This window comes from Duganella sp. Root198D2 (assembly GCF_001428585.1).
GTDB lineage: Bacteria > Pseudomonadota > Gammaproteobacteria > Burkholderiales > Burkholderiaceae_D > Rugamonas.
Genome location: NZ_LMIC01000034.1, coordinates 227,568 through 252,864, shown reverse-complemented (window position 1 = coordinate 252,864; position 25,297 = coordinate 227,568). Strand labels below are relative to the sequence as shown.

General features: G+C 63.0%; 16 protein-coding genes. 4 read left to right on the top strand and 12 right to left on the bottom strand.

Annotation, left to right across the window (positions count from 1 at the left end):
- The 4 genes from ASE26_RS21240 to ASE26_RS21225 are packed head-to-tail and all read right to left on the bottom strand — an operon-like array spanning position 1 to position 3,572.
- Positions 1 to 1,272 carry an FAD/NAD(P)-binding oxidoreductase gene (locus ASE26_RS21240; RefSeq protein WP_055925969.1) on the bottom strand — a complete coding sequence of 424 codons (1,272 nt, stop codon included), beginning with the start codon at positions 1,270 to 1,272 and terminating at the stop codon, positions 1 to 3.
- Entirely contained in the window at positions 1,269 to 1,511 is a 243-nt protein-coding gene (locus tag ASE26_RS21235; protein ID WP_055925966.1) for a 2Fe-2S iron-sulfur cluster-binding protein, read from the bottom strand. Before ASE26_RS21235 ends, ASE26_RS21240 begins: the two co-directional genes overlap by 4 nt.
- Positions 1,504 to 2,625, bottom strand: a complete 1,122-nt coding sequence (locus ASE26_RS21230) for an FAD-binding oxidoreductase (RefSeq protein ID WP_057246896.1) — start codon at positions 2,623 to 2,625, stop codon at positions 1,504 to 1,506. The genes ASE26_RS21235 and ASE26_RS21230 overlap by 8 nt, the downstream gene beginning before the upstream one ends.
- Positions 2,626 to 2,627: 2 nt before the next feature.
- A complete protein-coding gene (locus ASE26_RS21225) occupies positions 2,628 to 3,572 on the bottom strand; it encodes a 4-hydroxyproline epimerase (protein WP_304438651.1) in 945 nt (314 codons plus the stop codon).
- Positions 3,573 to 3,673: 101 nt separating this feature from the next.
- Here ASE26_RS21225 and ASE26_RS21220 point away from each other — a divergent pair, with 101 nt between their 5' ends.
- The gene (locus tag ASE26_RS21220) at positions 3,674 to 4,429 is read left to right on the top strand and encodes an AraC family transcriptional regulator (RefSeq protein WP_156397867.1); all 756 of its coding nucleotides are present in this window, start codon (positions 3,674 to 3,676) and stop codon (positions 4,427 to 4,429) included.
- Between the two features lie 108 nt (positions 4,430 to 4,537).
- Here ASE26_RS21220 and ASE26_RS21215 read toward each other — a convergent pair whose 3' ends face one another.
- The 3 genes from ASE26_RS21215 to ASE26_RS21200 all read right to left on the bottom strand — a co-directional run bounded on the left by ASE26_RS21215 (position 4,538) and on the right by ASE26_RS21200 (position 8,202).
- Positions 4,538 to 6,133, bottom strand: a complete 1,596-nt coding sequence (locus ASE26_RS21215) for a hypothetical protein (protein WP_057246895.1) — start codon at positions 6,131 to 6,133, stop codon at positions 4,538 to 4,540.
- Between the two features lie 160 nt (positions 6,134 to 6,293).
- Positions 6,294 to 7,277: a PHB depolymerase family esterase gene (locus ASE26_RS21210; RefSeq protein WP_055925954.1), complete on the bottom strand. Its 984-nt coding sequence runs from the start codon at positions 7,275 to 7,277 to the stop codon at positions 6,294 to 6,296.
- 301 nt (positions 7,278 to 7,578) lie between these two features.
- Positions 7,579 to 8,202, bottom strand: coding sequence for a glutathione S-transferase family protein (locus tag ASE26_RS21200; protein ID WP_055925947.1), 624 nt, complete (start codon positions 8,200 to 8,202; stop codon positions 7,579 to 7,581).
- A gap of 98 nt (positions 8,203 to 8,300) precedes the next feature.
- On the opposite strand from ASE26_RS21200, the gene ASE26_RS21195 reads away from it, so the two are divergent.
- Positions 8,301 to 8,744: a universal stress protein gene (locus ASE26_RS21195; RefSeq protein WP_055925944.1), complete on the top strand. Its 444-nt coding sequence runs from the start codon at positions 8,301 to 8,303 to the stop codon at positions 8,742 to 8,744.
- Positions 8,745 to 8,955: 211 nt separating this feature from the next.
- The gene (locus ASE26_RS21190; protein ID WP_057246894.1) at positions 8,956 to 11,367 is read left to right on the top strand and encodes a CehA/McbA family metallohydrolase; all 2,412 of its coding nucleotides are present in this window, start codon (positions 8,956 to 8,958) and stop codon (positions 11,365 to 11,367) included.
- A gap of 6 nt (positions 11,368 to 11,373) precedes the next feature.
- Here ASE26_RS21190 and ASE26_RS21185 read toward each other — a convergent pair whose 3' ends face one another.
- Complete coding sequence (locus ASE26_RS21185; protein ID WP_057246893.1) at positions 11,374 to 12,330, bottom strand: GlxA family transcriptional regulator; 957 nt, start codon at positions 12,328 to 12,330, stop codon at positions 11,374 to 11,376.
- Between the two features lie 107 nt (positions 12,331 to 12,437).
- On the opposite strand from ASE26_RS21185, the gene ASE26_RS21180 reads away from it, so the two are divergent.
- Positions 12,438 to 12,737, top strand: a complete 300-nt coding sequence (locus ASE26_RS21180; protein ID WP_057246892.1) for a putative quinol monooxygenase — start codon at positions 12,438 to 12,440, stop codon at positions 12,735 to 12,737.
- Here ASE26_RS21180 and ASE26_RS21175 read toward each other — a convergent pair whose 3' ends face one another.
- The 4 genes from ASE26_RS21175 to ASE26_RS21160 all read right to left on the bottom strand — a co-directional run bounded on the left by ASE26_RS21175 (position 12,738) and on the right by ASE26_RS21160 (position 25,294).
- Entirely contained in the window at positions 12,738 to 13,472 is a 735-nt protein-coding gene (locus ASE26_RS21175; RefSeq protein ID WP_055925933.1) for an ABC transporter substrate-binding protein, read from the bottom strand. It lies immediately after the preceding gene.
- Between the two features lie 27 nt (positions 13,473 to 13,499).
- Positions 13,500 to 15,689: an NHL repeat-containing protein gene (locus ASE26_RS21170; RefSeq protein ID WP_156397866.1), complete on the bottom strand. Its 2,190-nt coding sequence runs from the start codon at positions 15,687 to 15,689 to the stop codon at positions 13,500 to 13,502.
- Between the two features lie 120 nt (positions 15,690 to 15,809).
- Complete coding sequence (locus ASE26_RS21165; RefSeq protein ID WP_055925927.1) at positions 15,810 to 17,516, bottom strand: ShlB/FhaC/HecB family hemolysin secretion/activation protein; 1,707 nt, start codon at positions 17,514 to 17,516, stop codon at positions 15,810 to 15,812.
- A 20-nt stretch (positions 17,517 to 17,536) separates the two neighbouring features.
- Positions 17,537 to 25,294 carry a YDG domain-containing protein gene (locus ASE26_RS21160; protein WP_057246891.1) on the bottom strand — a complete coding sequence of 2,586 codons (7,758 nt, stop codon included), beginning with the start codon at positions 25,292 to 25,294 and terminating at the stop codon, positions 17,537 to 17,539.
- Positions 25,295 to 25,297: the final 3 nt, after the last annotated feature.

Here is a 25,297-nt window from a genome sequence, read left to right as displayed (position 1 = left end):
TCAAGTCTCCTTGTGAGGTTCGAGGGTGATAATGCTGCCGGCACGTGCCGGCGAGATCGGTGTACGCACGGCGTCCGGACGCCATCCGTACAGGAAATCAGTTGCGTTGCCGCAGATGCGGCCCTGGCAGGGCCCCATGCCGCAGCGGGTGTGCAGCTTGGCACTGCGCCAGCTCGCGTGCTCGCGAAGTTCGTCGTGGCAGACGTCTTCGCAGCGGCAAACGATGGTGTCGGCTTGCGCCAGCTTGCGCAGATCCTGGCGCAGGGAGAAGGCGCGGGCGAGCCGGGCGCCAAAGCCTTGCCATTTGGCGCGCTCGGTGAACAGCTCCTGCGACATACCTTCGCCGCAAGCCGCCAGGCCGGCGATCCTGCCTTCAACCAGGGCCAGGTCGACGCCGCCGACGCCGGTGCCCTCGCCTGCGCAAAGGACATTCGGCACGGAGGTGCGCTGCCAAAGGTCGGTCTTCACCGCACCCTGCTCGATGTCGCAGCCAAGCGCACGCGCCAGTTCGGTGTTTGGCAGCAGGCCGTAGCCACAGGCGAGGTAGTCGCAATCGATATCGACCTTCCCGCCCTTGCGCTGTACCTGCACGGATGTGAGTTGCACGTCGCCACGGGCGGTCGTTACATAACTGTTGGCGAGGTAGGGAATTCCGCGCAGGGCGACGCCAAGCTTGGCCGCTTGCACTGCCTTCGATGGCGTCAGCGCCAGGCCGGCGGCAAAGCGTGCCAACACGGGCATGCCCGCCTGCTCGACGATGGCGCTGACGATCGCACCACTGTCTTTCAGGGTTGCCGCGACGGCCAGCAGCAGCGGGCCGCTGCCGGCAACGACCACGCGTTTGCCTTGCACGGGATAGCCGCCTTTTGCCAGCGCCTGCAAGCCGCCTGCGCCAGTCACGCCCGGCAACGTCCAGCCGGGGAACGGCAGCAGCAATTCGCGTGCACCGGTGGCCAGGATTAATTGGTTGTAGCGGATGCCGCGGGCCTGTTCGGCGTCCTGCACCAGCAATTCGCCGGGCTGGGTTTGCATCAGCACGCGGGTACCGGGAAATATGGTCACATTGCTGGCCGCTTCCAGCGCCTGCCAGAGCTGGCGTGCCCGCTGGTCCTGCTGCTTCGCCGGCCCGCCGCGCCAGATCTGGCCGCCGGCCAGCGGGTTGTCGTCGACGATAGCGATGCGGCGGGCGTTGCCGTTACTGGCCGCAGCGTGCGCCGCAGCCAGGCCGGCCGGACCGGCGCCGACGATCAGGATGTCAAAGAATTGCGTCATGCAGCAGCTCCCGTCTGCACGTCCATACCCGGGCGGCAAAGCGTTTGGCAGGACAGCACATGCGCCCGGCCGTCGATCGTCACCCGGCATTCCTGGCACACGCCCATGCCGCACAAGGGTGCACGCAACTGACCGCTGACCGAGCGGCGCGTCACGCCTGCAATGGCCGCAGCGACGGTGGTGCCGGCGGCAACGGTCATGCCATGGCCGTCAATAGCCAGAGTGATCGAATCAGCCATACGCCCTCCCCTGCGCATTAAAGCGGCTCGGCAAGTACGGGCGCGTATCAATCCCGGCCTGCCTGCCGGACATCTGCGCCGCCAGCAATTCCGCAGTAGCGAGCGAAGTTGTAATGCCAAGTCCTTCGTGCCCCGTCGCCAGCCAAAGGTTGCGGCGCGTCGGGTCAGGGCCGATCAGCGGCAAACCATCCGGCGTTGCCGCGCGCAAGCCCGTCCAGCAACGCAGTACGTTCAGGCCAGCCAGCGCTGGCGTGTACTCAACGGCCCTGGCCAGCATGCGCGCCATCATCGACGGCTCCGCTGCCAGGTCGACGGTATCGAACTGCCGCGAGGAGCCAATCAATACCTGCCCGGTAGGCCGTGGCTGCAGGTTGAACGCCACCGATTCCCCCTCCGATGCGTGGGCACTCTTGATGTACCCGAGTTCCACCAGCTGATGGTGGATAAATCCTGGATAGCGGTCGGTAATCATGACGTGCCCCTTCTTGGGGCGCAGCGGCAGCTCCGGCGCCAGCGCCAGGCAGCGCGTGCCCGCCGCAAGTACTACCTGCCCTGCCGACAGGCGCGAGCCATCGGCCAGCACGACGCCACCATCTTCAAGCGCTACGACTTCACCCGTCACTAGCGATGCGCCGCGCGCCACCGCGCGCGACAGCAGGATGCGCGCGCTCTTGGGGGGATACACCAGCCCGTCGTCCTGCACCAGCAAGCCACCGGCCAGGTGCGGCCGCAAATTCGGTTCGAGCCGGTACAGCTCCTGCGCGCCAACCACATCGCACTCCAGTCCATGGGCCCTCATGGTGGCAGCCTTGGCACGCGCTGCTTCCAGTTCTTCGTCGTCCGCGGCGACCCAGATGGTGCCGCAACGGCTGTATTCGTGACGCTGCGCCTGGCCTTCCACCAGCTCGCTCCACAGCTCGAGCGAATGGGAGCTCAGGGCCAGTTCGGCCGCGTTATCGTCCATGGCCACCAGGTGGCCCATTCCGGCGGCAGTAGCGCCGCTACCCACCACATCGCGCTCGACCAGCGTCACACGCAAGCCCTGCGCCGACAGGGCATCAGCGCAAGCCGCGCCGATAATCCCAGCGCCGACAATCAGGACGTCCGGTTTCATGCTCAACGAATACCCCAGACAAATGGATCGCTCGGGTCCAGCACCAGGGTCGACTTCGCATTCACCCAGGCCTTGCCGCGAATGCTAGGCAGCACGCGGTCGCCATCGCGGCGATACGAACCTTCGAACACGCTGCCGACGATGCTCTCCTGGCGCCAGACTTCGCCTTCGGCAAGCTTGCCGTCCGCAGCCAGGCAGGCCAGTTTCGCGCTGGTGCCGGTGCCGCAAGGCGAACGGTCGTAAGCGTTGCCCGGGCACAGCACGAAGTTCTGGCTGTCGCCCAAGCCGCTGCTGGAATCGGCAAACAGTTCGATATGGTCGATCAGTGCGCCTTTGTCGCCGGTGATGCCTTGCGCTTCCAGCGCATCCTTGATCGCGGTGGTGTAAGTCGACAGCTCGCGCACATTGCCGAGTTCGAGCTGCTGTCCATGATCGGCCACCAGGAAAAACCAGTTGCCGCCCCAGGCGATATCACCGCGCACTACGCCATATCCAGGCACGTCGACCGGCACATGGCTCGCCTTGCGCCACGATGGCACATTATTCACGGTCACGCTGCCATCTTCATGCAACTGGGCTTCGACTACGCCCACCGGCGTATCGATGCGGTGCACGCCCGCGCTCAAGCGGCCCATGAAAGCCAGCGATGCCACCAGCCCGATGGTACCGTGACCGCACATGCCAAGGTAGCCGACGTTATTGAAGAAAATGACGCCTGCTGCACAATCCGGCGCATGCGGTTCGCACAGCAGCGCACCCACCAGCACGTCCGAACCGCGTGGTTCGCACACTACGCCGGAACGGAAGCCGTCATGTTCATTACGGAAGCGCACCAGGCGTTCGCTGAGGGGACCGGTGCCCAGGTCAGGGCCGCCGTCAATCACCAGGCGGGTCGGTTCGCCGCCGGTGTGGGAATCGATAATGGCTATGGTTTTCATGCTTGCCATCTTATGCCTTCCCGGGGCCGCCGTCTTGCATCGCCCGACCGCCGAAGATGACGAAATCCGCACAATCGTGTAAAAATGAACAAAATCAGCGGGAGAACACCATGTCAGTGAATATTTTGCACAGTTCGGCGCGCAGCGACCTGGGCGCCAGGATCGGCGATGTCTTCTTTTCCGAGCCGTTGTTCGACGCCCTGCCGGACGTGGTGTTCTTCGTCAAGGACCGCGCCGGGCGTTATGTGGTGGTGAACCAGACACTGGCCCGACGCTGCGGGATGAAAGACAAGACAGGGCTGCTGGGCAAGACCGCCAACGAGGTGTTCGCAGCGCCGCTGGGCCAGCGCTTCCAGGCGCAAGACCAGTCAGTGCTGGACGAAGGCGTGCAGATCGAAGACCAGCTGGAGCTACACCTCTATCCCAACCGCGATCCCGGCTGGTGCCTGACGCAAAAGCGGCCCTTGCGCGACGCGCACGGCTCTATCGTCGGCCTGGCCGGCGTATCGCGCGACCTGGCGATGGCCGATCATAAAAACCCCGCCTACCATAAGGTCGCCGATGCGGTCAGGTTAATCCATGACAAATATGGTGAAACGCTGACGCTGCCGCAGTTGGCTCGCACGGCCAATATGTCGGTAGCGCAGATCGAACGCTACTTCGAACGCATCTTCCACCTCACACCGCGCCAGATGATCATCAAGACGCGCCTGGAGGCCGCCTCGCGCATGCTGGCCGGCGAGTCCAGCGTGTCAGAAATCGCCCAAGCCTGCGGCTACGCCGACCACAGCGCATTCACCCGCCAGTTCCGCGCCACCGTCGGTGTGACACCAAGCGAGTACCGCTTGCTGCTCCGCGAAGGCTAGGGAGAGAAGTCCAACTCTCCACGTTTTTGGCCCGAACGTCTAAAGTGAACTCATTCACCGTTCCGAGATCCAATCTTCAGACTGTTTTCGTTACCGATGCCGTGAAGCTTAATCCCAGCGGTCTAACCGGTATTCGCTGACCTGGTCGCCTGACGTGACCCGCAGCGTTACCTGGTACTGATCGCCCTTCGACAATAGCAAGCCAGCCACATTGTCTTCGCCAAAACCACCCAGGCTATTCGTCTTACTGTATGCCTCGATGGTCGACCTGAAGCCGTGGAACTCGCCTTTCAGGCAAGACGGGAATATTGCCGAATGCCCTCCGCACTTGTTCAAGTCGCGCGCGTTCTTGAGCAATAACACAATGCCGTCGCCATGTTGGGGGTGAACCTGCCCCAACCATGCGTGCGGCGGCGCCGTGATCGCCGTTACGTCGTAAAAGCTGCCGGACAAATTGAAATCGCTGGCCGATGATCCGCCGTGGTAGATGTACCAGGCAACCGGGTTACGCTTCTGATCATGGTCCCACTGCAGGATCGGGCGGGCATCGGCATGCACCGCCGATGTCAGAGCAACGAATGAGGTACGCCCAGCCGGCGCCGCCATCTCGATCTTGTCCGCGGTCGGCAACACGGTACGACGGAATTTTTCGAGTGTCATGACCGTCGCCGGCGCCATCATGGATGCTGCATGCGCGCCTACTCCCTTGGGAATAATGCTGGAGAACAGGCCGCCTTTCGCTTCCTGCTTCTCTTGGATACCAGGCTGCCAGATCGTTTCCAGGATATCCGCCATCGTCCCATAACGACGTTGGAGCGCCGTTCCAGCACCCAGCTTTTCGAAAGCCGCTTCGGCAGCCTTGATGGCACCTTCGGTCGGAGCCGCCTGGGGCCGCAGATAGCGCAGCGGATGCATCTTGGCGGCCCAGCTGGCGGCCGCTTCCTCGAACGACTTGCCGGCCGCAATATCGTCCAACAGCGTCGCGATCATGCTCGAACGTGGATGGCAAAAACCTGTCGGCGCGGTAGCCACCATGCGGTAGACGATATTGTCCTTAGCCTGCTGGCCGTCGACCGCGTCACGCGCTGCGTGCAGGTCGACCAGGAATTGCGCCTGGCCCAAAGCGGCTTCTGAATTGGCCAGCGAATCGTCTTTCAGCAGGCGCAATGCCGTGGCGCAGGTGGAAGGCGTGTATTCGTCCAACGCACGAAGCACCGAATCGAACGCTTCCCGCCTGGCACAGGCAGCCTGGAATGCGTTATCGAGCCCATTGCCCGCAAAGATTTTTCCCGACTTCACAGCGAAATGGTGCCAACCGCCTTTTTCCGGCTTGCCGAACACCGCTTCACTCGACAGGAACGGCTTGGTGATGCTCGCCCGCCGCACCTTGCGCTGCAGCGCGCCGAGCGCTCCACGGTATGGATCAGGCGCGTCCTCAATATCCCACAATGCAGGCACCAGTTGGCCGTCGTCGCCCACCGTCACCAAACCTCCGAAGCGCTCGATAAACTGCCTGCAGCAGCTGCAGGTTCGCTTCTGGCGCTCGGCCGGATCTTCGCAGGCATCGAGGTATGCGTCGAACATTCCAGCGGCATTGGTCTCGAAGATCGGCCCGGTCAGCGCACTGAAGTGATCATTGATTCGCGTAACAAAAGCGCCAAAGGCGTTGTCGACGGGATGGGCGTGGGTTTGGTCTGTAATCATTAAATTGGCAAGTGCCGCGCAAAGCGTAATAGATGTTTAGACTTATATATTACCATTACGAAATTGCCGGTCTATCAACCCTGCCGGCATCAGTTAGTGCTGAGCAGTATCCCATTTTTTCCCCGTCGGTTTGCGAAGGGATGCCTTGGCAACGACTCAATTACAAAGATTTCACGGCCCGAGCACGCTTTTGGTCGAAGAAGCGCCATACGGCCTCGGGCGTGTCTTCGTCGTGATTCATTTCTCCCATTAGTTTGCGCAGAATCCAGGTAAGGTTTTCCGTACGTGACGAGCCGGTATGTCCACCACCATCAATGCGCAGAAGTTCGACTTGCAGCTGTGCGGGATCGTCACCCCAAGTCAAACGGGTAGCGCTTGTTGGATCGTTAGCCTGCAGATGCGGAAAGCGGTAGGTCACCGGAGTGTCGGCCAGACCACCGAGCGCCCGCCAAATGGCCACAGATTCATCAACCGAGAGACCGCTGCCGCGGCCCGTGAGTCCGAAGGCAGTTACTGCACCGCCATCATACGGTGCAATTTTGTCGGCAGTTCCGTGGGTAAAAAACACCGGCAGCGGATGTGTCGGTGGTTTGCAATGGCTGCGTGCTGCCATAAGGCTGCTTTGCACGCCGATGGCCGCCAATCGAGGGCCCAGTTCAATCCCTGCTCTGTAGGCCATTCCTCCGCCATTGGACGTGCCAAAAATATAGATGCGGCTCGGATCCGCGCCAAATTCGGAAATGGCGCGGTCGATTAGGGCAGACAGAAAACCAACGTCATCCGCTGACGCGTTCGTGGTGGCGTCGCTGCGGCAGTCATTCCAGGCTCGCTTGCCGTCACTCGCTTTAATGCCGTCGGGGGCGATCAGCATTACCTTCTTGCTGGCGGCCAGCTTTGCCCAGTCTAGCGAACGATAGCCGCCAAAGGAGTCTTGACCAAGCATCCACGCCGCGCTGGCGCCGTGGCCATGCAGGAGGATAACAACAGGCCTCAACGTCGAAGACAAGCCTTCCGGTTGCATGACGTAGAAATGGCGAATCCCTTCCGAGCGATCAAGATGGTGACTAGTAATGGTGGCGGCGTATGCCGATTGCAAGCCGAACAAACCAGCGCAAAATGCGGCAAATTTTCTGCGAATGTGCATATATTGGGTTCAGTGATGGGGAAATCTTTTCGACATATATGTCCGTATTAGTTCGCCCGTGCGCGATGACAACTCAAATGGTCGCCATCCACCTGGGGGATCCCACTCGCCGTTAAGATCAAGAGCAAGGAGTTCAGAGGCGGAACCGACCAGCAGGGCAAAGCCGTCAAGCGAATATGATTCCGGATGCCATCCGTGATTCCCATCCGACCGACCACCGCCGCCCTGTAATCGCCAGCCAGCAAGACCCGTTCGAGGAACTCGTTTTGTGCGCGATCTACGAACGAGATTTCAAAGCCCATTACGGAGTGCCGTTGCAGCCGAACTCGCGGTATGCCGGGCGTTCGACAAGACGCTCGATGTAGGCTGCGATAGCGGGGAATTCTGGACGCTCAATTGGTGTCATCAGCCAGCGGTTCAACGACAAGCCGAGGACAATATCAGCTAACGTGAACTGACCGCCGGCCGCGAACGGGCCGCCAGTTGCCAAGTGACGGTCAAGGATGCCGACGTTGCGGTTCCAGGCCGCGGCGCTGGCGGCGATTTGTGCGGGATCGGTAAAGGCTGGGCTTTTGCGCACCAGTGCCATGAAGGCGTAGCGCCAGGACGGATTCAATTCAGTCGCCTGCCAATCCATCCATTGCTCTACACGGGCGCGGGTTTGCGGGTCGGCAGGCAGCAAGTCCTGGCGCCCTGCTTTGCCGCACAGGTAGCGGCAAATACTGTTCGACTCCCACAACACGAAGTCGCCGTCGACCAGCACGGGCACCATCGCGTTTGGGTTCAATGCCAGGAACTCCGGCACATTGGTTGGGCGGTAGCCGTCGCCCCAGTCTTCGCGCTCATAAGACAGACCGGTTTCGGACAGCGTCCACAATACTTTGCGGACATTGATGGAGGTGGGTTTTCCGAGTAGTTTCAGCATGTCGACGATTCTAGCATCGGCCAAAAATTGACGCAGGTCATGGCTGCTAATCGCTGCGGCGACCAGACTGGAAGCATCAATCCCCCCTGGAGCAAGCCATGTTCAAGCACATCCTCTTCCCTACCGACGGCTCGCCAGCATCCGGCGCGGCCCTACATTCGGCCATCAAGTTCGCGCAGGAAGCCGGGGCGCGCGTCACGGCGCTGCACGTGATCCCGGAATTCCACATCTTCACCTACCACCCGGACATGCTGGAGGACACGCGCGGCGTCTACCTGAAGGACAGCGAAGTCCATTCGGCGTCGGTGCTCGATGAAGTGGCCAAGGTGGCCAGCGATTACAACGTGCCTTGCGACGTGGTGCAGCGCCGTTCCGACCAGCCTTACGAAACCATCGTTGCCACCGCCATCGATTACGGCTGCGACATGATCGCGATGGCGACACATGGCTACAAAGGCGTGAAGGGAATGCTGCTTGGGAGCGAGACCCATCGCGTGCTGCTCAACACTCCGGTGCCGGTATTGGTGTTCCGGCCCCAGTAAACATGACGCAAATACACCACAAGTTGCCAAGAGATTTATGACGCCCTCGTCACATAACTCTTTCAAAATTGGACAAATCGACAAATCTGTTCAATCCAAGACAATTCAAACCGGTATATAAGGCCTGCGTCTTAATCGCAAAGCTTTTCCGTATTTGTCGCCGCTCCCGTGCTGCCGCATTCTCGCGCATTATCACAGCACGGGGAAAACCATGACTTTCGCATTTCGCAAGCTAGCGATGGCCGCCGCACTGGCAGCCATCGGCACCGCCCAGGCCTCCACCGCCGACCACCACGAATTCGAAGCCACGCTGCATGCGCCTTACCGCGCTGTCGCCGGCACCAATGAGGCGCGCAGCTTCAAGCTCGAATTCAGCTACCCTTACGCCAAAAACGCCCAGTCCGTGAGCTGGGTGCTGGAAGTTGTTGCGCCGAACGGCAGCGTAGTTGAACGCTGGACCGGCGTCGAGCGCCTGCAAGACAAGCCTGTCACCGTCAACGTTGAATGGGCCGGCCGCAATCGTCGTAACGCCCTGCCGAACGGTATTTACAAGGCACGCCTGCGCGCCATTTCCGACGACGCACAGCGTGGCCTGGCTTCAGGCGCCGACGCGGTACCGCGCCGCATCGCCAGCCACGAAGGCGAAATCCACGACCAGGAATGGGAGATCGCCATCGGCCAGCAGGCGCAGGCCAAAGCCGCTGCGGCGCCATCGCTGATGGCCGTCGCACCAGCACCATCCTCGCTGCCCTACACGGTCTACTTCGGCAATATGCACAGCCAGACCAACCACAGCGACGGCGGCGGCGACCTGGGGGCATGCACCGGCGCGCAAAACCCGCAGTCGGCTGCTTACGGCCCGACCGACGCGTTCAACTACGCCAAGAACAGGGGGCTGGACTTCCTGATGGCGTCCGAACATAACCACATGTATGACGGTTCGGACTCCACCAACACCTCCGCCACCCCGGCCACCGCCAAAGCGCTGTATCAGTCCGGCTTGTCGGAAGCGGCCAGCTTCAATGCCGCCAACCCGAACTTCCTGGCAATCTACGGCATGGAATGGGGCGTCATCAACAACGGCGGCCACATGAACATCCTCAACTCCAACGAGTTGCTGGGTTGGGAGAGCAACAGTTCGGGCCAGCTGCTTGCCGACACCTATACCGCGAAGAACGACTACGCCAACCTGTACACCCTGATGCGCCAGCGCGGCTGGCTGGGCCAGTTCAACCACCCGTCGACCAGCGGCCAGTTCCTGGTCAACGGCGTGGCCCTGGGCTATACGGCAGACGGTGACGAAGCCATGGCGCTGTGCGAAGTGATGAACACCTCCGCCTTCTCCGTCAACACCACCGAAACCGAAACGGGCCGCAGCAATTACGAAGGCGCTTGCAAGAAGGCGCTGGAAGCCGGCTTCCACGTCGCCTTCACCACCGACCAGGACAACCACTGCGCCAACTGGGGGGCCTCCTACACCAACCGTACCGGCGTACTGATCCCGAACGGCACCGCGCTGTCCACGGCCAGCTTCATGGACGCGGTCCGCGCCCGCCGCGTCTTCGCGACCATGGACAAGACTTCGCAACTGGTGCTGACCGCCAACGGCCATATCATGGGCGAGCGCTTCACAAACAGCGGCACGCTGAACCTGGTGGCCAACTTCACCAGCAGCTCCGGCAAGACCGTGTCGACCTCGGAATTCTATGAAGGCGTCCCGGGCCGCAACGGTACCGTGACCCTGCTCGCCGCCAGCGCCAACACCACCATCACACCGGCCGACGGTGCGCACTTCTACTACGCCAAGGTCACCCAGGACGACGGCAATATCCTGTGGTCGGCGCCGGTCTGGGTGACGCAGCAGGGTTCCACCGGTGGCGACACCGTGGCGCCAACTGTGAGCGCTTCGAGCACCGGCAGCAGCGGCACCATCACCCTCAACGCCAACGCTACCGACAATGTGGGCGTGACCAAGGTCGAGTTCTACGTGGACGGCGCACTGAAAGGCAGCGACACCGCCGCGCCATGGTCCTATGCCTTCAACTCCACCGGCGTGAGCAACGGCAGCCACGTGCTGACTGCAAAGGCCTTCGACGCCGCCGGCAACAGCGCGCTGTCCTCCGGCGTCAACTTCAGCGTGAATAACACGACCACCTCGCAGCAGCTGATGCTGAACAGCGGCTTTGAATCCGGCAGCACCAGCTGGAGCGCATCCAGCGGCGTGATCACCAGCGACTCGTCCGTATTGGCCCACGGCGGCACCTGGAAGGCATGGATGAACGGCTACGGCAGCGCGCATACCGACACCATCTACCAGCAAGTGAGCATCCCGTCGACCGCCACCAGCGCCACCTTGGGCTTCTGGCTGAAGATTACTTCCGACGAAACCACCACGACCCAGGCTTACGACACGCTGAAGGTCCAGGTGCGCAGCAGCAGCGGCGCCGTGCTGGCAACGCTGGCCACCTACTCGAACCTGAACAAGGGTTCCAGCTATGTGCAGCGCACCTTCGATATGAGCGCATACAAAGGCCAGACCGTGCGCGTCTACTTCGAAGGCGTGGAAGGCTCCGCCGTCGCCACCTCCTTCATCGTGGATGACATTACGCTGAACGTGCAGTAATTTTGCTCAGTTGCGTATCTCGCGCAAGCCCTTGCCAAGCTTGCGCCGCAACAGCGTGCGCAATGTCACGCCGTCGCGATAACCCACCTGCTCGGCAATGCGGTCGACGTTCTGATCGCTGGTCTTGAGCAGGTGGACCGCGCGTTCAATGCGCAAATCCTGCACATAATTCACGGGCGTCTTGCCCAGCACCTCCTGCAGGCGCCGCGCCAGCGTACGCTTGCTGGTGGCCAGTGCCGCAGCAGCGGCCTTCAGGTTGAAGCCTTCGGCCAGGTGCTGCCTCACCCAGCGGTCGAAAGCCGCCACCAGTGGATCGGCATGGGCCAGGTGGTCTGAAATCACATACGCCGATTGCGCCGGCCGCGCATCCACCACCAGGTAGCGCGCCACCATCGCCGCCAGTTCAGGGCTGGCTTGCCGGATCAGCGACAGCGACATATCGAGGTGACTGAGCGCCGCACCCGCCGTGATGAACTGGCCCGAGGCCAACACCATGCGCTGCGCATCCAGCCGCACCAAGGGATAGCGCTGGCGGAACATGGGCGTCAGCCACCAGGTCGTCGTCGCCTCCTCGCCATCCAGCAAACCGCTTTCGGCCAGCACGAAGGTGCCGATACAGGCGGCCGCAATGCGCACGCCCTGTCCGGCCAGTTCGCGCAGCGCATCGCCAGCATCCGCCACTTCGGCCGAGGCCAGCGCTGCCTCCAGAGGCACCGGCATCTTGTGGCCAATGGCTGGCAGGATAAGAAGGTCGGCAGCGGGCGCCGAAGCCAAAGGCGCGACCGGCACCTGCATTCCCTGCGCACTGCGCACTGTGGGGCGCAGCCCGGCCAGCGTGACGTTGAAGACCGGCTGCGGCGCCGCCAGCATGGGCGCCAGTTCATTGGCTGTAGTGAAGGCGTCCAGCACGGCCGACAGGCCGGTGTCGAACACGCTGTCGAGGGCAAGCACGGTAATGTTCATGGCGCGATCGATACCAAAGATGTCAATCTCGCCAATTTAACCGCAGGCCCGCCGCCGGTAAAGTACCTCCATCGCAGTTTCGCGATCAATCCAACAAGGAGATAGCCATGATCAAGTACGCACTGTTCGCCCGTTTCGAAGCCAAACCGGGCAAGGAAGCCGCCGTTGCCGACTTCCTCCACACCGGCCTGGCGCTGGCCAAGCAGGAACCGGGCACCAAATACTGGTTCGCCCTGCGCCTGTCGGAACGTGTGTTCGGCGCGTTCGACGCTTTCGAAACCGAGGAGGCGCGCCAGGGCCACTTGAACGGCCCGATTGCGCAAGCCTTGATGGCCCAGGCGCCTGAACTGTTCGCCGCGCCGCCAAGCATCGAGCCGATCGAGGTGCTGGGCCTGAAAGCCGCGTAATCACTGGTCGTCGGAGGAGACGAAATTGTACTTCTTCTTCAACTCCTCCACTTCCGCCTTATTGCTCTGCATGAAACGGCGGAACTCCTCCACCAACTTCGGGTATTTGTGCGAGGACAGGTACCACTGGCCGGATGCATGCGGCAGGTCCGGGTCGTACGTTACCGGCACCTGCGGCAGCTTGCGGATCTGGGTCCAGTAATGGCGGGCGATACGCGTGTTCATGTAGGCGCCGTCGACGCGCCGCATGATCAGCTTTTCGTACAGGGCATCGTAGTCGGCCGTCTCCTCGATGCGCAGGGAACCGGCCGACATCAGTTGCTGGTACGGGTAAGGCGTGAAGCCAAGCGGGATGCCGAGGGTTTTCAGGCGCCCCACGCCTTTGCCCATGTTCTCCGGCCGGACCAGCACACCGTCGGTAAATTCCAGTACCGGGGCGTAGCTGATTTTCAGTTCCTTCTTCATCTCCACCACCCAGTTCGGGTTGTCCGGAAATGACAGGTCGACCTGCCCGTCGACAAACAGGCGATCGCGCCGCTTCAGGGGATAGGATTCGTACGTGAAGGTGTAGCCCATCTGGCGGGCAAAAGCATCAAGGATGTCCCTGCCCAGGCCAGCGTACACCCCGTTCCTCACTTCGGAGTACGGCAGCCAGTTCCTGTAATCCTCAACGCCTACGGAGAAGGTTTTTTTGTCGGCCGCCTGCACGGCGCCTGTCACCAGCAATCCGGCCAACAAACCTCTCCACATGACGCACCCCTGTCATTCAAGCTGGTAGGCGTAAATGTTGACGACGTTGAAAGTGGTGTCGGGCACGTACACGCGCCGGTCGCGCGCGTAGATGAAGAACGGCATCCAGACGCCGCCAACTTCGGGATACTTTTTAAATACAAGCTCTCCCGTTACGTATTCTAGCGTGTCCTCGCCGATGCGGAAGATCTTCAGCGCTCGGTTTACCAAATCGTTGACAATCAGGTGACCCTCCTGGTCTACGCACAGGCTGGCCGGCAGGTAGAACTTGTCGGCATCCTTTTCCAGGTCGTCGCAATAGCCCGCACGGCCGTAGCTCCACAGGCTGTTGCCCTCGCGGTCGAAGACCCGGATGCAGTTGTTGAACTGGTCGCACACGAAGACGCGGTCCTGGGCATCGATCGTCACGTCGCAAGGTGCAAAGCTGGCCAACGGTTGACCGTTCTCCATCCATTGGAAATTCCTGACGAAGGACACCAGGCCGGTAGGCTGCAACTGCCACATCGAGATACGGTTGTTCAGCGAGTCGGCGATGTAGATTTCGCCGTGGCTGTTCACTTCCAGCCCTTGCGGCGCCTTCAGCGTGCCGTTGCCGCCCAGGCCTTCGCGCGCGAATGGCAGGCCATAGTTCAACAGGTGTCCGTTCGGCCCGAACTGGAACATCGACACCGTGCAGGCGTTGAAGTTGGTGACAAACACCAGCGGTGTGCCGGGACAGATTTGGCCAAGCAGCGGCTGCGACGGATAGTACACCGCCATCGCCAGCCCGCCGGGCATGAAGAAACCGCGCATCATGTCCTGCAACTGCGCGATCGGATCGGCCGAGGTGTTAAAGGTCTTCATGCACCAGTTGCCGGAATCGATGTTATAGGACGAAGTGGCAGCCCCCGCCAAAGGATCCAGGCGCGCGTGGTGCTTCAGCTGGTCGTACCAGTACTTGTAGATATTGGCCGTGGCGCTGGCCCAGCTATCGATCCAGTTCGACTGCGGCAAGGTTCCGCTGCCTTCGCGCTTGGGGTCGACGCCGATCACCGACGTCATGCAGTTGAACTGCGAGGTAACAGCCTTTGCCGCCTGGTTGTCGCGCCGGTGGCCGACGGCATCGAGCAGGATCGCATCCTGGTCGCCACCGTCGCGGTCCGGTGCAATGCGCATCTTCAGCACCGTGGATGCGAACGGCTCGGTCACGTAATAGACGTTGGCGTCGGCTGCGGCACAGATCTGGTAAGGGCCGACGAAGACGGCATCTTCCAGCGACCCGTACACCAGGTCGGAAATCGAATGTATGGCTTGCGGCTTGTGGTTCCACAGCGGCAGCATGCCCTCCACCACCGTCAACAGCTTGCCGTCGGTATCGTAGACCGTGATCGAATCCTCCACCTGTCCTGGCACGAAGATGCGGTCATTGATCACGCACACGGAGCGCATGACATTGAACTTGCCGATGCCGGCCGGATTGCCGAAGCTGTGCAGCAGCGAAGTCTCGCCCGGGCACTGCACGCGTTCGTTCTTGATCGGCCAGGCGGTATCGATCTTCAGCACTTCGTAGCGGCCGGTATTGGCCAGGTACAGGTTGCCGTGCGAGTCCGACGCCAGGCCCTGCGGCCACAGCAGGTCATGTACGCTGTTGGCATCGTCGATGGTACGGAACTGCAGCACGAACTTGCCGTCGGGCGTGAACTTCACGCAGCGGCTGCGGTCATCGCCTTCGGTATGGAAGAATTCATCGCACACGTAGACAAAGTGCTCGCCGCTGGCTTCCTTCACGATGGTGATGCCATTCGGGTCGCTCAGTGGCACGAACCCTTTACCGTTGATGCCATCGGCCGCGTCGCCAAAAGCGAACTGGAAGTCGACCGAGTGCTCGTCGTACTCGAACACCACGATGCGGCCATTGCCCATGTCGGTGCAGTACATCAGGTCCTGTTCCGGATGCGGGCAGAGGTGGAATGGCATCAGCAGGCGGCGCGCCTGTTCGGTTCCCTCGCCCGGCGTATCGATCACGTGCAGCAGCGTGTTCAGGTCGGCCGTGAATACCAGCAGGCGGCTGTTGCCGGTGTCGCACACCCAGACATGATCGTAATGGTCGCGCGCAATGCCGACCGGGGAGTTCATGGTGAAGTCGTCAGGCAGTTCGCCGCGTGCCGTCGTGCCCGGCATGACGAGTTCGCCGTAGTGCGTAATATGATGAAATTTGCTCATGGCCATCCCTGCCCGTTAATGGAGCATTCCAGTATCCCGGTTGCCCGAAAATTCAGCAACATAGGCAGGAAAGCCCTTAACGGCAGGGGCGGCGAGCTATCAATTGGCTAGGTGGCAGCCTCAGAACGGCACGCTTGCCGTGAACCAGGCGCGTACTTTGGAGGTCTTGCCATCCCCATCTTCACCCCTGGCCCCCGGTGCCGGATTGTCGCCGAGCTTGCGCGCCACCTGCACCTGCAGCATGGCGCCGCTTGCGCCGCGCCACGCCGCGCCCAGGCCCGCACCTTTCAGGGTATAGCTGTTGCCTGGGCCGTTTTCGGCCAGGGCGCCCGCGTACAAGCCCTTATTCAGGCGCACGCGGCCCACGTCCACGAACGCCGACAAGTCGGTGCGCAGGTCCTGCAATTCGTAGTGCAGTTCGGTACTCAGTACATGCCCCTCGTCGCCGCTGGCCTCGCCGGCCGGATAGGCGCGCACGCGCCCCGCGCCGCCAAGCGAGAATTTTTCGCCGGACTCCAGGTTGCGCGACGCGAACTGGCCGCTGGCATTGAGCAGCAATCCAAGGTTACCGGCCAGGCGCTGGAAACGCCCCAGCGTGTAGGCCAGGTGGGAGAAGCGGCCGTCGCTGCGCGCGCCGGCAGCATCCGCAGCCGCCGACGCCGGGTTGCCGCCGAGGTCCAGGTGGCCGAGGCTCAACTCCAGGCTGGCCTGGGTCATCGCGTCCTGTTCCTGGCGGCTGAAACTCACCGCCATTGGCAATACCTTGACATGCTTGTCGCTGGTCTGGGCGCCGTTGGCAAAGTTTTCGTAGCGCTTATCGTCGTAGCCGGTGCGCAGCTGGATGTTGGTGCTGCGCGTGCGCAGCAGCGGATACGTGACGATCATTTGCGACACCGACGCCGTGCCGTGCGCGTCCAGCGACTTGAATTCCTCGCCCAGCTTGTAGCGCAGGCGCGAGAACGCGGCGCCGGCCTTCAGGCCCTTGAATCCCATCGGCGCAACATAGCCCGCACGGCCATAAGTGAAGCCGTCGCCGGCGCTGGATGCGAGCAGCGACAACTGGCCGCCGTAGCCGCCCAGGTCGTTCAGTACAAGATTGCCCGACAAGCGGGTGGCGCCTGTATAGCGGTTGCTGGAATTGTCCAGGCTCAGCGAACCGCTGGCCATGCGGCTCTCGCTTACTTGCACCGCCAGTTCGGACTCGCCGATGCCCTGCCCCTGGCTCAATTCTGCGCGCGCACCCATCCCAGGCAAATCCTGCGTCAACAACAGCGCGCGCTCCAGGCGGTCCTCCTGCACCGGTTGCCCCTGCCGCACCAGTGCATCGAGGTAGCGCCGCGCGATCTCGGGACGCAGGCGCACCTCGCCATCCGGTACCATCCGCAACTGGGAGATGCGTCCTTCCAGCACCTGGATCGTCACCTCGCCGTCGCCGATTTCCTGCGCCGGCAATACTGCGCTTGCCACGAAATAGCCGCGGGCACGGTAGTAGTTCGTCACCGCATTGCAGGCCTGCTGCAGTTCCGCAAACGTCAGCTCACGGCCGGAAAATGGCGCCAGGACGACCTGCAATTCGGATGTATCGAATACGCCCACGCCTTGCAGCGTGAAGCGGCGCACCATCACCTTCTGGGCGCCTTCCAGCGCCAGGCCGGGCACGGGGCCCGCGTCAGGCAGCACTTTCCCGGTCGCTGCCGGCTGGCGCACAAGAGCCGGCGGGCGGTTCTGTTCGAGGATGCGGCCGGCGTCCGGCAAGGCCTGCGCCAGCGCGAACGCCGGTCCGCCCAGGATGGCAAGCGCCAGGCTGTTTTTGGTATGTTTCTGCACTTCTTTTTCCCTGCTTCTTATCAGTTAGGTGCGACGGCGCCGTTCACGCCGCCGTCGCGTACTTTCACGCGGCTGCCGCCGCCAATGGTGTATTCGCGCGTTTCACCGATGCGTTGCTGCGGCGTGGTGTCAGCCGCGTTGCCTGTGCTCGGCGACTTGGCGCGCTGCACCAGGTCGATCAGCCATCCCCACCCGTTCAAGGTGGCCGGACCGGCACCGCCGTTGACCGCGGCAACATCCGCAGGCACGCCGACCAGGCGACCGCCGTCGCTGGCCAGTTGCAGCCACACGTTCGTACCCCGCCCAATCGCGTCCTGCTGTCCCGGCAACGCCGGATTCACAGCGTTGCCGATGACGTTTTCGAACTGCCGCGGCGCGCGCGCCACGGTCATCACGCCGTTGACGTAATCGATCGCGTAGTTGGCCAATTGGCTGCCGTCGATGACGATGGCATAGCTGCCGGGAGCCGCGTCGCGGGCAGCAGTGGTGAACGTATGCACATCGTTCAGCAGCGCCGAAGTATCGCCGCCGACAAAGCCGCTGGCATTCCAGCTCAGTGGCGGGTTGCTGGCACCATAGGCACGCGACTGGTCGCCAGCCTTCACGACCAGCTTCGCCTGGTTGATGGTACCGCTGGCGGTGACGCTGTTGCCGGCCAGTACATAGTTCGACGCCAGGCCGCTGCCGTCGGCCAGGCTGTAGCCGCTGGCCACGACCTGCTTGCCGCTGCCCGCGTTGCGGTTATCGAACTGCACGCTGGCAGGGCCTTGCAGCACCAGGCTTTCGCCAAAGACCAGGCCGGACAGGCTGCCGGTATTCGACAGGCTGGCCTTGGTATTGCCGTCGTAGGTCTTGCTCGCGACGCTGACGCCGTCGATCGCCAGCTGGCGCGCACTGATGCTGCCGGCCAGCGCAACATCGGCCGGCAGTACATAGTTCGACAGCGCGGTGCCGGCATCGGCATTCACTGCAGCGACGTCCAGCGTCGCCTTGACACTGCCAGCACCCACGACTTCGGCGCTGTTGTACCGGCCTTGCAACGCACCGACGGATGCACCTTCGCCAGCGACGAAACCGGTCAAGGCGACCTGGCCCGCCGCCACCTGCGCCGACGTGCCCCCGTCATACACTTTGCCCACCACCCCGTTCGCGCCAGCCGCCAGCGCCTTCGGTGTGATGGATGCCGTGGTGCTTGCAGTGCCGTTGCTCACGGCGTAATTGCCTGCATCGGCGCCGCTCAGGAAAATGCCGGAAACGGAAACGGCCTTGCCATTGCCGACGTTCTTGTCGGCGAAACTGGCATTGCCGCCCACCTCCAGCTGGTCGCCGGCAAGGCGGTTGTCGCCGTACGCCACGCCGGCAGCCAGCAATCCGTCATACACCTTGTCCACGCCGCCTGCGCTTACCTGCAATGCGCGCTGGGTGATGCTGGCCGTCGAGTTGGCAACGAAGGAAACGTCGTAATTGCCGGCATCCGCGCCGCCTACAGTGAGGCCGGACAGGGAGACTGCCTTGTTGTTGCCGGCATTCTTGTCGGCGAAGCTGCCGGTGCCGCCGGTAAGCAAGAGCTGGTCGCCCGCCACACGGTCGTCGCCAAGCAGCACGACCGAAGTGCTGTTCGTGCCGTCATAAACCCTGTCGACGGCGGCGACGGTGGCAGTCAGGGCGCGCGCCGCAATGGCGCCGGAACCCGCCACCGTCGTCGACGACAGCTGGTAATTACCCGCGTCGCCGCCGGACAGGGCCAGGCCGGTTGCCGTCAGCACCTTGCCATTGCCGGCATTCCTGTTGTTGAAGCTGCCGGTGCCGCTGACGGACAGCACGTCGCCCGCCACGCGGTCATCGTTGAAGCTTGCCGAAACCGCAGTACCTCCGTCATACACCTTATTGCCTTGCACACTGACATTCAGCACGCGCGGCGTGATATCGGCCGTGGTGCCAACGCTGTTCGAAGCCAGGACATAATTGCCGGCATCGGCGCCGGACAATGCCAGCCCGCTGGCAGTCACGGACTTGCCGTTGCCGACGTTCTTGTCGGTAAAGCTGGCATTGCCGTTCACCGCCAACTGGTCGCCTGCCAGGCGGTCGTCGTTATAGCTCGCGCTGGCGGACAAGGCGCCGTCATACACCTTGTTGGAAGCCTGGGCGCCGACAACCAGCGTGCGCTGCGTGATGTTGCCGCTGGCGCTTGCACTGGTCGACGCCAGCACATAATTGCCCGAATCCGTTCCAGCCGCGGAAATGCCGCTGACATTGATCGTCTTGCCGTCGCCGGCTTTCTTGTCGGTGAAGTTTGCCGCGCCATACGCCAGCGACAGCACATCGCCTGCGACACGATCATCGTCCAGCGTCACCGTTGCCGCGGTGCCCCGGTCGTATACCTTGTTGGAACCGGTCGCGGTGGCATTCAGGGTGCGCACGCTGATATCGGCCTTGGCGGTGACCGGGCTGGCCGACAGCACATAGTTGCCGGCATCGGAGCCGGACAGCAACACCCCGGTCACGCTGATATCCTTGGCAATGCCCACGTTCTTGTCGGCGAATGCAGCGTTGCCGCTGACCGACAGCACATCGCCATCGACGCGGTCGTCGCCCAAGGTTACACCGGCTGCGCGGCTGCCGTCATAGACGCGGTTGATGCCGGTGGCCGTCACCACCAGCGCGCGCGCCCCAATATCGGCCGTTCCGCTGACGGTGCCGGAAGCCAGCACATAGTTGTCCGCATCTGTGCCGCCAACGATGGAAATGCCGCTGACGTTCACCGTCTTGCCGGTACCTGCATCCTTGCTGGTGAAGCTGGCGCTTGCGCTGCCAAGCGACAGGCTGTCGCCGCCCAAGGCGTCGCTTGCCAGGCCGACTGTCGCACCGGTCGTGCCGTCATAAGTCTTGTTCCCGCCGGTCATGCTGACCGTCAGCGTACGCTTTGCGATATCCGCCTTGGTCGCGGCCTGGGTCGACGACAGCACGTAATTGCCGGAATCGGTGCCGGAAATAGCAATACCGGTCACGTTGACATCCTTGGCAGTACCGGCGTTCTTGTCGGTGAAGGTCGCATTGCCGCCGACCGACAGCACGTCGCCCGCCACACGGTCGTCGTCAAAACTCACCGTCGCCGCTTGCGAGCGGTCGTACACCTTGTTGTTGCCGCTCGCGGTCACGGTCAGCGCGCGCGCCGTGATCGACGCCGTGGTGCTGGCCGTGGGCGATGCCAGCGCGTAGTTGCCCGCATCGGCACCGGACAGCGCCAGGCCGCTGGCCGTCACGGATTTGGCGGTGCCGGCATTCTTGTCGGAGAAGGCGGCGCTGCCCGAAACCGCCAGCACGTCGCCGTTCAGGCGGTCGTCGGTAAAGTCTGCGGTGGCCAACAGGGCGCCGTCATACACCTTGTCGGACGCAGTGACGCCAACCACCAGCTGGCGCGCCGTGATGTTGGCCGTGGCCGAGGCGGAGCCCGCACCCAGCACATAATTACCTGCATCGTTGCCGGACAGCGATAGGCCGCTCACCTGCACGCCCTTGCCGGTGCCGACGTTCTTGTCGGTGAACTCGGCGCTGGCATAGTTCACCGCCAGCGTGTCGCTGCCCAACCGGTCGTCGGTGAACGAGGCGCTGGCATTGACGGACCTGTCATACACCTTGTTGGCGGCGTTCGCGCTCACATTCAGGGTGCGCGGCGTGATATTCGCACTGGCAGCCGCGCTGGTCGAGCCCAACGCATAGTTGCCGGCATCGGTTCCGGACAGCGAAAGACCGGACACAGTGACACCCTTGCCGTTGCCTGCATTCTTGTCCGTGAACCTGCTTGTTGTGAAGCTTGCGCTGAGCTGGTCGCCGATGACACGGTCATCCCCCAGCGTCACGGCGGCCGTGTCCAGGCCGTCGTACACTTTACTGATGCCGGTGGCAGTGACATTCAGCTGCTTGGGTGTCACCGTCAGCATGCCGCCGCCGACGAACGTGATGTTGTAGCCTCGTGTGCTTTGCAGGGTGCCGCTGGTCAGGGCATAGGTACCGGCGTCCCTGGTAAAGCCGGAGGCTCCGGCCGAACCCGTTATGTCGTAGGTATCGCCATCGATATAGCCGCTCACGTTATTGGTGAAAGCCGGCAACGTCGCGCTGCCGTCATACACCCGGCTCGCCGATTGGGGAGTAACGACCAGGGTTGGCGACTCCCTGTACATGAACCAGTTGCCGTTACCGCTCGTGTAGCCTGGCGCTACGCCGGTATAAGACTGGTTGTAGTGCTTGCTGTAGCCGGTCATGTTCTCCACCGTATTCACCGTCGTATCGGAATACACGTGGTAGTAGCCGCCGCTGCCGCCTTGCAGTGCATTGGCGCCGGCGTTGTTCTTGAAGGTACCGCCATTGGCGCCCGCGGCAGCAACCGTGACGGTCACGCCACTGCCGGCCGAACCTGCCACGCTGCCGCCCGCGTTGATGACGATATCGCTGCCGGGGCTAAGGCCACGGTTGACAATCGACACCCTGTTGCCGCTCACAGCACCGGCTATGGTGATGTCCCCGCTAATGAAGTTGGCTTGCCCCGTGCCTTCGGCAATCAGCATGTTGACATTGCCGGCCTTGATGGTCGTACCGCTGGCGACCGAGATCCCCGCATCGCCGACACTGCGGTACAGGCTCTGCACGCCGGCCAGGGTGCCGGCATTGGCGGTCACGTTAAGCGTACCGTCCATGCTGATGTTCGATTTCAAATCGATGCTGCGGCCCGCCTGCAGGCTCAAGGATCCCGGACCGGCTGCACTGATGGCGTTGCCGGCCTCCCAGGTGATGTCGTTGTTCGCCTGTAGTGTGATACTGGTGCCGCTGGCCAGGGCTGCCGCGAGTTTTTGCGCATCCACCGCGGCGTTGACGCCGGCCTTGGGGTAGGCTTGGTTGAAAGTAAGGGAAGCAGCGGTCGGCGCCGGAAGCAGCCGGAACAGGCCCACCGCACCGGTGGACAGGTCGCTGCCGTCTGCCGAACTGGTAAATGGTTGTGCGATTGCCAGTGCGTCGCCGGCGCCGTTCATGGCGACGGCAAAGCCGAAATTGCCGACATCGTCGATGTCAAGGCTGGCGTTGGTGCCTTGCAGGTAATCGCGTCCGATCACTGCGGTCACGGCCGCCGACTGGAAATCGCCGGTATAGTCGATGACGCGCACTGCGCCCGGACCGGTGAGCGTATTGCCAAGCCCGCCGTTGATTGGCGAACCGACGGCAAGGCGGGTGCCGGCATCATTCATGGCAAGCGCAGCGCCGAACATCTCGCCTTCGGCCAGGGCGATATCGAGCTTGCTGCCCCCTTGGCCGATCGTGCCGGCATTCGCCCGCGCGCCGAACGGCGTGGTGTACAGGTACACCATACCCCTGTTGCCGTTTTCGCCGGGCGCTCCCACAGCCAGCTGGGTGCCGGCATCGTTCAACGCCACGGAGGTGCCAAACTGTACATCGTACGATGTGCCACCCGCCACCTCGTTATAAATGGTAAAGCTGCCCGCCGATTTCTTGTACAGTTCGACCTTCCTGTTGTACAGGGCGCCAACCGCCAGCTTGTCGCCGTCGCCATTCAATGCGACCGACACACCGAAGGCATTGGCACCGAAGTTGGAAGCGGTAATGGTCTGATTCAGTACCGGCGCCGTAAAGCCTGCGCCAAAGCCAAAGGCGTATACCTTGCCCGTCAGGTCGCTGCCCAAGGCGCCTACTGCCAGGACATTGCCGGTCCGGCTAAGTGCGACCGAGGTACCAAAGGTATCCATCCCGGCCAGCACGCCCGACATATCGTAGTTGTTGCCGCCGGTGTAGCCGTAACCGATGGTGCCGGCCAGCGCGCCGCCGTTGAACTGGTTGTCAGTGAAGGTAAAGAGGCGCACCGCGCCGTAGCTCACGTCCGCGGCACCGCCGATGCCCACGTCGAAAGGAGCCCCAACCGCCAAGCCCTTGCCGTCGGAAGTGAGCGCCACGCTGGAGCCGAAACTGTCGCCTGCATTCAAGCCAGCGACGTCCTGGTTCTTGCCGCCGGTGAAGCCCTTGCCGATCATCGCATCAAAGGTCCACTGGTTGGCGAAACTGCCGATGACGATATTTTTCGGATCGAGCAGCAGGCTGCCGCCCTTGCCGATATCAAGCCGCTCCAGTCCCACATGGCGCAGGTCCTCGTGCGAGGAGATCTCCACCGCACCGCCGCGCGCCCGGCCGGTGGCTTTAACAGCGCCCAGCATGGTGGTCTGCTTTTGCGACCAGATAACGGCGGTACCGCCCTGGCCCCTCCTGCCGCGCGCGGAGACGTCCAGTACCGTGCTGTCGTTGATGAAGGTGGCGTCGGCGTTGGCAATGCCCGCCGTTGCACCCCAGCGCGCCGTGAAGTGCCCTGCATCCGGCGCGTCATCGCGCTGGGCGCCGCCCTGGAATGCACCGCCCACGCGCACCAGGCCGCCCTGGGTAGCGCCGGAGGCATCCACCTTGGCGCCCATCAGGCGCACGTCGGCGCCGCTGATGTCCACGCGGCCGCCCTTTCCTGCAGCGCCATGCACATCATGGCGGCCGGAAGACAGCACGCTGCCGCCGGCTTGCAGCGACACCGTGCCGCCGTCGGACGCGCCGCTGGCATTGGTCGATGCCGCATTATTTTCCACCAGGCTGGCGCCGGAAGACAGCTTGATGCTGCCGCCCTGCCCCTTCCTGCCCGCAGCGGACAATGCCGACGCCGCCGACAGGTCGTGCGCGGATTTGACTTCCACGCTGCCGCCAAGCGCGCCGTCGGCGCTTACCGCGCCGTTGAGCGCAACGAAGCCGCCTTCAACCTGGACGTTGCCGCCCTTGCCCCTGCCGGAGGAGGCGTCAAGCCGGCCGGCCTGCACCTGGCCGTCGCCGACCAGGCGGATCGAGCCGCCATCAGCCAGCAGCCCGCGCGCCTGCACCACGCCACCGTTGTTGACGGTGGAACGTGCCAGCGCATCGGCGGCTTTGGCCGTCAGCAGCACCTGGCCGCCGTCGGCCTGCAACAGGCCCTTGTTCTCGGCCAGCGCATCGAGTGCGCCCTGCTCCACGCGTACTGTAATCAAGCCGTCGCCGCGGAAGTCCAGGCCGACCGCAGTGGCAGCCGCCAGGGCCACGCTGCCGCGCTTGGCCTTGATGCTGCCGCTGTTCGATACTACCGGCGCCAGCAGCGCGACGACGCCGCCATTGGCGTTGATGCTGCCTTCGTTACGCACGGCGGCGCTGCCGCTGCCGCTGAAGTGGTAGCTGCCGGACAGGAAGGACTGGTCCGAGATGCCAAGGCTGGTGGCCACCAGGCCGCCGACGTCGACCTGCGCCCCGGCGCCGAACAGCACGCCCTGCGGATTGACCAGGAACACCTTGCCGTTGGAGGACAGCTTGCCATAGATCGCACTGGCTTCGCCGCCGACCACACGGTTCAATGCCACGGCCGAGGCATTCGGCTGCTTGAAGCGCACCTGCGCGCCGGCCCCGATATGGAAATCCTGCCAGTTCATGATCGCCTGCTGCGTAGCCTGGCTGACGGTCATGCTGCTGCCCTGCACATTCACGCCGGCCTGGCCGGCCACCAGCTGCATGCCGCTCGGCAGCGCGTTGACTGGCGGCGCACCGGCAGACGCCGCTCCCGCCATGGCCAGGCCGCCCGCCAGCACGGCAGCGGCGCGGCGGCGGGCGCCGCCCTTGCCATGGCTGCGCGAGCCCTCGGCGACGGCGACCCAGCAGCGGTGTACCGTGCTCCAGACAAGGCGGTAAAAACGGTTGGCGGAGGCGTGTTTGTGCATTGT

Coding starts and splice junctions, on each gene's coding strand:
- ASE26_RS21200 (WP_055925947.1), bottom strand. CDS start 8,202: ATGCTGAAACTACTCGGAAAACCCACCTCCATCAATGTCCGCAAAGTA.
- ASE26_RS21235 (WP_055925966.1), bottom strand. CDS start 1,511: ATGGCTGATTCGATCACTCTGGCTATTGACGGCCATGGCATGACCGTT.
- ASE26_RS21225 (WP_304438651.1), bottom strand. CDS start 3,572: ATGGCAAGCATGAAAACCATAGCCATTATCGATTCCCACACCGGCGGC.
- ASE26_RS21190 (WP_057246894.1), top strand. CDS start 8,956: ATGACTTTCGCATTTCGCAAGCTAGCGATGGCCGCCGCACTGGCAGCC.
- ASE26_RS21215 (WP_057246895.1), bottom strand. CDS start 6,133: ATGATTACAGACCAAACCCACGCCCATCCCGTCGACAACGCCTTTGGC.
- ASE26_RS21185 (WP_057246893.1), bottom strand. CDS start 12,330: ATGAACATTACCGTGCTTGCCCTCGACAGCGTGTTCGACACCGGCCTG.
- ASE26_RS21170 (WP_156397866.1), bottom strand. CDS start 15,689: ATGAGCAAATTTCATCATATTACGCACTACGGCGAACTCGTCATGCCG.
- ASE26_RS21230 (WP_057246896.1), bottom strand. CDS start 2,625: ATGAAACCGGACGTCCTGATTGTCGGCGCTGGGATTATCGGCGCGGCT.
- ASE26_RS21180 (WP_057246892.1), top strand. CDS start 12,438: ATGATCAAGTACGCACTGTTCGCCCGTTTCGAAGCCAAACCGGGCAAG.
- ASE26_RS21210 (WP_055925954.1), bottom strand. CDS start 7,277: ATGCACATTCGCAGAAAATTTGCCGCATTTTGCGCTGGTTTGTTCGGC.
- ASE26_RS21195 (WP_055925944.1), top strand. CDS start 8,301: ATGTTCAAGCACATCCTCTTCCCTACCGACGGCTCGCCAGCATCCGGC.
- ASE26_RS21220 (WP_156397867.1), top strand. CDS start 3,674: ATGTCAGTGAATATTTTGCACAGTTCGGCGCGCAGCGACCTGGGCGCC.
- ASE26_RS21240 (WP_055925969.1), bottom strand. CDS start 1,272: ATGACGCAATTCTTTGACATCCTGATCGTCGGCGCCGGTCCGGCCGGC.
- ASE26_RS21160 (WP_057246891.1), bottom strand. CDS start 25,294: ATGCACAAACACGCCTCCGCCAACCGTTTTTACCGCCTTGTCTGGAGC.